Origin of the sequence: Micromonospora sp. ATA51, assembly GCF_016802855.1 — a bacterium.
In the GTDB taxonomy this organism is placed as follows: Bacteria; Actinomycetota; Actinomycetes; order Mycobacteriales; family Micromonosporaceae; genus Micromonospora; species Micromonospora sicca.
In genome coordinates, this window is the sequence record NZ_JAEVHJ010000393.1 from 1 (window position 1) to 5,479 (window position 5,479).

General features: G+C 73.5%; 6 protein-coding genes. 3 read left to right on the forward strand and 3 right to left on the reverse strand.

Going from position 1 to position 5,479, the window contains the following annotated elements:
• The first annotated feature begins 374 nt into the window (after positions 1–374).
• A complete protein-coding gene (locus JNW87_RS34065) occupies positions 375–824 on the forward strand; it encodes a hypothetical protein (protein WP_238455099.1) in 450 nt (149 codons plus the stop codon).
• A complete protein-coding gene (locus JNW87_RS34070; RefSeq protein WP_238455100.1) occupies positions 808–1,059 on the forward strand; it encodes a hypothetical protein in 252 nt (83 codons plus the stop codon). Before JNW87_RS34065 ends, JNW87_RS34070 begins: the two co-directional genes overlap by 17 nt.
• Positions 1,060–1,183: 124 nt before the next feature.
• Here the strand turns inward: JNW87_RS34070 and JNW87_RS34075 are convergent, their stop codons facing one another.
• Both JNW87_RS34075 and JNW87_RS34080 read right to left on the reverse strand, forming a co-directional pair.
• Positions 1,184–1,375 carry a hypothetical protein gene (locus JNW87_RS34075; RefSeq protein ID WP_238455101.1) on the reverse strand — a complete coding sequence of 64 codons (192 nt, stop codon included), beginning with the start codon at positions 1,373–1,375 and terminating at the stop codon, positions 1,184–1,186.
• Positions 1,369–2,130 (reverse strand): acetyltransferase, encoded by a 762-nt coding sequence (locus JNW87_RS34080; RefSeq protein WP_238455102.1) that lies wholly within the window; start codon positions 2,128–2,130, stop codon positions 1,369–1,371. Before JNW87_RS34080 ends, JNW87_RS34075 begins: the two co-directional genes overlap by 7 nt.
• A gap of 349 nt (positions 2,131–2,479) precedes the next feature.
• On the opposite strand from JNW87_RS34080, the gene JNW87_RS34085 reads away from it, so the two are divergent.
• Positions 2,480–4,735 carry a transglycosylase domain-containing protein gene (locus tag JNW87_RS34085; protein WP_236647239.1) on the forward strand — a complete coding sequence of 752 codons (2,256 nt, stop codon included), beginning with the start codon at positions 2,480–2,482 and terminating at the stop codon, positions 4,733–4,735.
• A gap of 37 nt (positions 4,736–4,772) precedes the next feature.
• Here the strand turns inward: JNW87_RS34085 and JNW87_RS34090 are convergent.
• The coding region (locus JNW87_RS34090; protein WP_238455103.1) for a hypothetical protein at positions 4,773–5,479 on the reverse strand (707 nt) is incomplete at its 5' end.

Here is a 5,479-nt window from a genome sequence, read left to right on the forward strand (position 1 = left end):
CGCTCGGCGAACACACCCGATTCGTCCATGGGCAACGCCGGCTTCCGCACGGTCGCCCTCGGGCCGGTCACCTGACCGGAGCCCTGGCACGGAGAGGCCGGTACGCCACTGGCGTACCGGCCTCTCCGGCTGCTGCCCGGTCAGCGGGAGACGAGCCCGTAGGTGCGCACGGACCTCTTCTCACGATCGCCCCGGCCCGGGACCAGACCCGCCTGAGCAGCGGCCGCCGGAGTGCGCCTGGTGGCCGCTCCGGCCGGTCGTGCGGATCAGCGCCCCGAGGCCTCAGCGGCCCCCCCGTGGCCGACCCGTGGACCGCCGCGCCGGGTGCGCGGCACCGGGTCGGCAACACCTCCGATCGTGAGCAGGAGCTTTACATGACCGTACGAACATCCGTCGTACGCGCCCGATGGCGCGACATCGACCGGGTCGTCGATCTCATCACCGACACCCTCGCCCCGACCGCCCTGGGCGCCTGGCTCGTCCCGGACCCGCCGTGCCGAGCCGGTGTGCTGGCCGCCGTGGCCCGCATCTGGACCGAGCACGCGCTGCTCTTCGGCGACGCGTTCCTCCTCCAGGACGGCACCGCCGCCACCGTCTGGTTCCACCGCTACCGGCCGATCCCGCCGCCGGTGCGGTACGAAGGCCGCCTGGCAGCGGCGTGCGGCGCCCACCGCGACCGCTTTCTCCTCCTCGGCCGTGCCCTCAGCGCACGCCGTCCGGCCGAAGCCCACAACCATCTGGCGTTCCTGGCGGCGCCCGGCCCCCACGGAGCGAACCGGGCCGCCGCGTCCTCGCCGGCAGTCAACGGTGGATGGACACCCTGAGCCTGCGACCTACACGGAGGTCCTCACCCCGGCCGAGCGGGACCTCCACCTGCGGCACGGGTACACCAGCAGCGACGACTTCCCGCTGCCGTGCGGGGGGACCGCCCACCCGATGTGGCGGTTCTCCCCGTTCTGGGCCGGCCGGATGAGCGCCAACACCGTCACGCGGTGGCCCGCCCGCCACCCGTCCGTCCGGGTGCGCAACGACCGCGTGAGCGGGTACGTCCACCGGTGACGGTGGACCGCCGACCCGGCTGAGGGACCCGGCCGGGGACGGACCGGGGCGGCCCCCCCACGAGGGACCGCCCCGGTCGAGCGCCGCCCAGGACCGACCGGGCGCCTGGGCGCACCTGGACGAACTAGCCCTGACCGGCCCGGTCGGCCCCGTGCGCGGCAGCCACCGCGGAGCCGGACGGCGGACCGGCGGCGGGTTCGAAGACAACCCGGGACCGCAGCTGCCGGAACCCGGTCCGTTCCAGTTCCGCCACCACCGCCACCCGGTGGGCGTCCACGTCGGCGACCACCTCCCGGGCGCCGCCGGCGGTCAGCACCCCGACCGCCTCGGCCAGCAGCTCACCCCGGACGCCTGGTCGAGCAGGCCGAGGTAGGCGATCAGGGGGTAGCAGGCCTGCCCGGCCGTGCCGACCAGGCCGACCGGCCTCCCGGCGTCCAGCGCGATACGCCAGTCCCCAGCCGGGCCGGTCAGCCAGGCCAGCGGGTCGGTGGCCAGGTCCACCCCACCGACCGCCCGCGCCACCTCCACGCCGGTCAGCACGTCCGGCTCGGCGATCCGGGCGACCATCGCGTTGATCTCCGCCACGTCGGCGGCCGGGCGGAACGTGTACCGCCCGGAGGCCGCGGGCAGCGGGGTGCCGGTCCAGGAGCACCTCAGCCGCTCCCCCCGCTCGACCAACCCGGCGAGCCGGGCCGCCGCCATCGGCGCCCGCACCACGGCCAGCACCTCCGGGCGGCGCCGCCAGTGCGCCGGCATCGCGGCGTAGTACCGGGTGGGACCGCCCAACGCCTGGTGGGCGGCGCGCAGCAGCGCGGCGCCCGCCTCCGGCTCGGCGGCCAGGTCGAACCGCTCCAGCCAGGGGGCGCCGACGGCACCCGGCGGCAGGACCCAGGCGGCCCGGCCGACCACCCGGCCGGCTCGGAGGGCGATCCAGGTGTTCTCGGGTCGGTAACCACCGCCGGCGAGCCCGTCGGCGTACCCGACCTGGCGCAGTTGGGGCAGCGGGTCGGGCATGGACTCGAACAGATTCTCCTCGCCCGCGACGAGCGGACGGATGACCAGATCGGTCATGGGCTGATCCTCCGGAAAGCGAGCGCCCCGGATCAGATCCGCGCGGACGCCGGAGCGCGGAGGGAGCGCAGAACATCGGACATTGTTCTGACCTCCTCCCAGCTCGACGGCGTGCGTGGAAAACTACTCGACGGGCTCGCCCGCCGCAACACGTGGGCCGGCAGGAGAACCGCGCAGCTCGGATAGCCTGACACCCCCAGCAAGCTCACGATTCGGCCGACCAGTCGGAGGGTATCGGGTGCGGGTGCTTCCAACCGGTGACAACGACAACGCCGCTGACGGTTCCGGAGCGCGGGTCGCCCCCGCGGGACGGACGCGTCGGCGCCATCGCATTCTGATCTTCCTGGCCGTGTTCGCGCTGCTCGCCGGCTCCGGCCTGGTGGCCGGCGGCTACTACTTCGACAGCGTGCCCACCCCCACCGACCTAAAACTGCCCGAGTCGACCACGGTCTACTACGCCGACGGCCGGACCAAGATGGCGACCCTGGGCGCGGAGAACCGGACCATCGTGCCGTACGACCAGATGAACGACTCCGCCAAGCAGGCGATCGTGGCGGCCGAGGACCGCAGCTTCTGGACCAACCGGGGCATCGACTTCTCCGGTGTGCTCCGCGCCGCCTGGTCGAACGTGACCGGCGGCCAGCGGCAGGGCGCGTCGACCATCACCCAGCAGTACGCGCGGGTGGCCGCCGACCTCAACGGCGTCACCTATTCCCGCAAGCTCCGCGAGGCGGTCATCGCCTGGAAGCTCGACGACAAGTACTCCAAGGAGGAGATCCTCGGCTTCTACCTGAACACGGTGCCGTTCGGCCGCGGCGCGTACGGCATCGAGGCGGCCGCGCAGACGTACTTCGGCAAGACGGTGCGCCGGGACGCGCCGGCGGCCAACCAGCTGACCCCGGCGGAGGCGATGGTGCTCTGCGCGATGGTGAAGCAACCGGAGGCCGACCCGAACGACCCCGAGGGCTCGCCCGGCTACGACCCGCGGCGCAACGCGCAGGCAAGGCAGAACTCGATCGACCGGTGGAACTACATCCGGGACGGCATGGTGAAGCTGGGGTACCTGTCGGCGGAGGACGCGGCGAACCTGGCGTATCCCGACGACGTGAAGCCGATCGACCCGAACGCGGGACGGTCCGGCCTGGACCGGCCGACCGGTCTGGTGGTCAACCACGTGCTCAGCGAGCTGCGGCAGACCGACGAGTTCAAGGGCAAGCCGGCCGACTTCATCCGCAACGGCGGCTTCCGGATCGTCACCACCATCGACAAGCGGGTCCAGGACGCGGCCGAGGCGGCCGCCGACATCCGGCGCGACAGCGCGCCGGAGGCGGTCCGCGGGCAGCCGAAGAACTGGCAGGCCGCGCTGGTGGCGGTGGAACCGGGCACCGGCCGGGTGCTGGGCTACTACGGCGGCAACGACGGCGCCGGCGCCGACTACGCCGGCTGGTACTACGACGAGAACGGACAGGCCCGCGGCTTCGGCCAGCACCCCCCGGGCTCGTCGTTCAAGGTGTACGACCTGGCCGCCGCCGTCCGGGACAAGATCTCGGTGAAGCAACGCTTCGACTCGCCGGAGACCAAGGAGTTCCCGGAGTCGGGCCGGACCAAGGGCAGCCCCGCCGGGCCGATCCGCAACGCCGAGCACGCGGCATGCCAGCCGGACTGCGCGTTGTGGGAGGCCACCGTGGCCTCGCTCAACGTCACCTACTTCGAGCTGACCGAGAAGCTCGGCACGGCGAAGGTGATCGACATGGCCACCCGGGCCGGCGTGGACTCGATGTGGGCGACCGAGAAGGGCAACCCGCGGCCGCAGCGGGTCGAGCTGCGCGGCCAGCCGGCCGAGGAGGTGGCGGGACGCTTCTCCACCGAGGTCGGCATCGGCCAGTACGGCATCGCCGTGCAGGACCACGCCAACGGGATGGCGACCTTCGCCGCCGGCGGGAAGCGGGCCGAGGAACACTTCGTCCGGTCGGTCACCAAGGGTGACGAGCGCCTGTTCTCCGAGCGGCTGGTGCAGAATGACGTCGGGCTCGACAAGGAGGCGGTGAACCAGCTCGACTGGACGTTGAGCCGGGTCAAGGCCGCCAAGCTGGACAACGGGTGGGACTCGGCCGGCAAGACCGGGACCTGGCAGGCCGGCCAGAGCACCACGCAGAACGTGCACACCTGGATGGTCGGCTACACCGGGGCGCTGGCCGCCGCGGTCTGGCTCGGCACCACCGACGGCAAGCCGCTGAAGACGAAGGACGGCAGCTACGAGGTGTACGGGTCCAGCGGTCCCGGGCCGATCTGGCGGCAGTTCATGGAGCAGGCCACCGCCGCGCTGAAGCTCGACCCGGAGAAGTACCGGTTCGGCACCCCGGAGTTCCCGGACGACGCCCCGGATTCCACCGCCGCTCCGGCCAGCCCCAAGCCGACCACCGCCTCCCCGACGCCGACGGTCCGACCCACGCCGAGCGCGGTCCGGCCGACCTGCGACCCGGCGGTCTGCGGCAGCGCCAGCCCGCGCCCGAGCCTGAGCCTGCCGACCGTGCTGCCCTCGCGGTCGCCGTCGACGGGCCCCTCGCCGAGCGTGTCGCCGTCGCGCAGCAGGAAGCCGCAGTGACGGCGACCGCCGGGGCGCCGGGCGCCGGGCGTCGGTGTCAGCGGACCCGGTTGGCCCACCGCCAGTTCGACAGGAAGCCGTGCTTGCGGCCTCCGAAGAAGTAGGACCAGGCGGGGCTCGTGACGTACGGGCCGATCTCGTCGAAGACCGCCTTCGCCTCCGCCCGGCGGTCGGAGAGGGCGTAGGCGACGGCGATCCAGTTGCGGCACACCATCGCGTCGGCGTGGGTGGGCGACCCGGCCGCCCGCCACTTCGCGACGCACGCGTCGAGTTCCCGCTGCACCTCAGGGCGCTGGAAGTACCGGCGGCAGGCGAGCAGCCCCTTCGGGGTCGGCGTGCCCCAGTTGAACTCGCGCATCGCGTACTCGAAGTGGGCGAAGACCGGGAGCAGGGTCACGCCGGCGCCGGGCGGCGCGGCGGCGGCGGTCGCCCGCGCCAGCCCGAACATGGCGTCGTGCGAGCCGAACCACTTCTCGCAGTGGAAGCTCACCGCCGCCAGGTGGGCGGCGAAGTTGAACCGGTCGCGGCGCCGGACCTCGGCGAGCGCGTCGGCGAACTCCTGCTGTCGGCCGCGGCCGCCGGCGAACATGGCCCACAACACGTCCACCCGGGGCACCGGGTCGTGCGGCGCCAGCGCGATCGCCTGCCGTCCCGCGGCGGCCGCCTGGGCCGACAGCTCGGTGAAGCCGACGAACTGTTCCCGGGAGGTGTCGGCCGCCGGCGCGCGCCGCGCGCGCGCCGGCC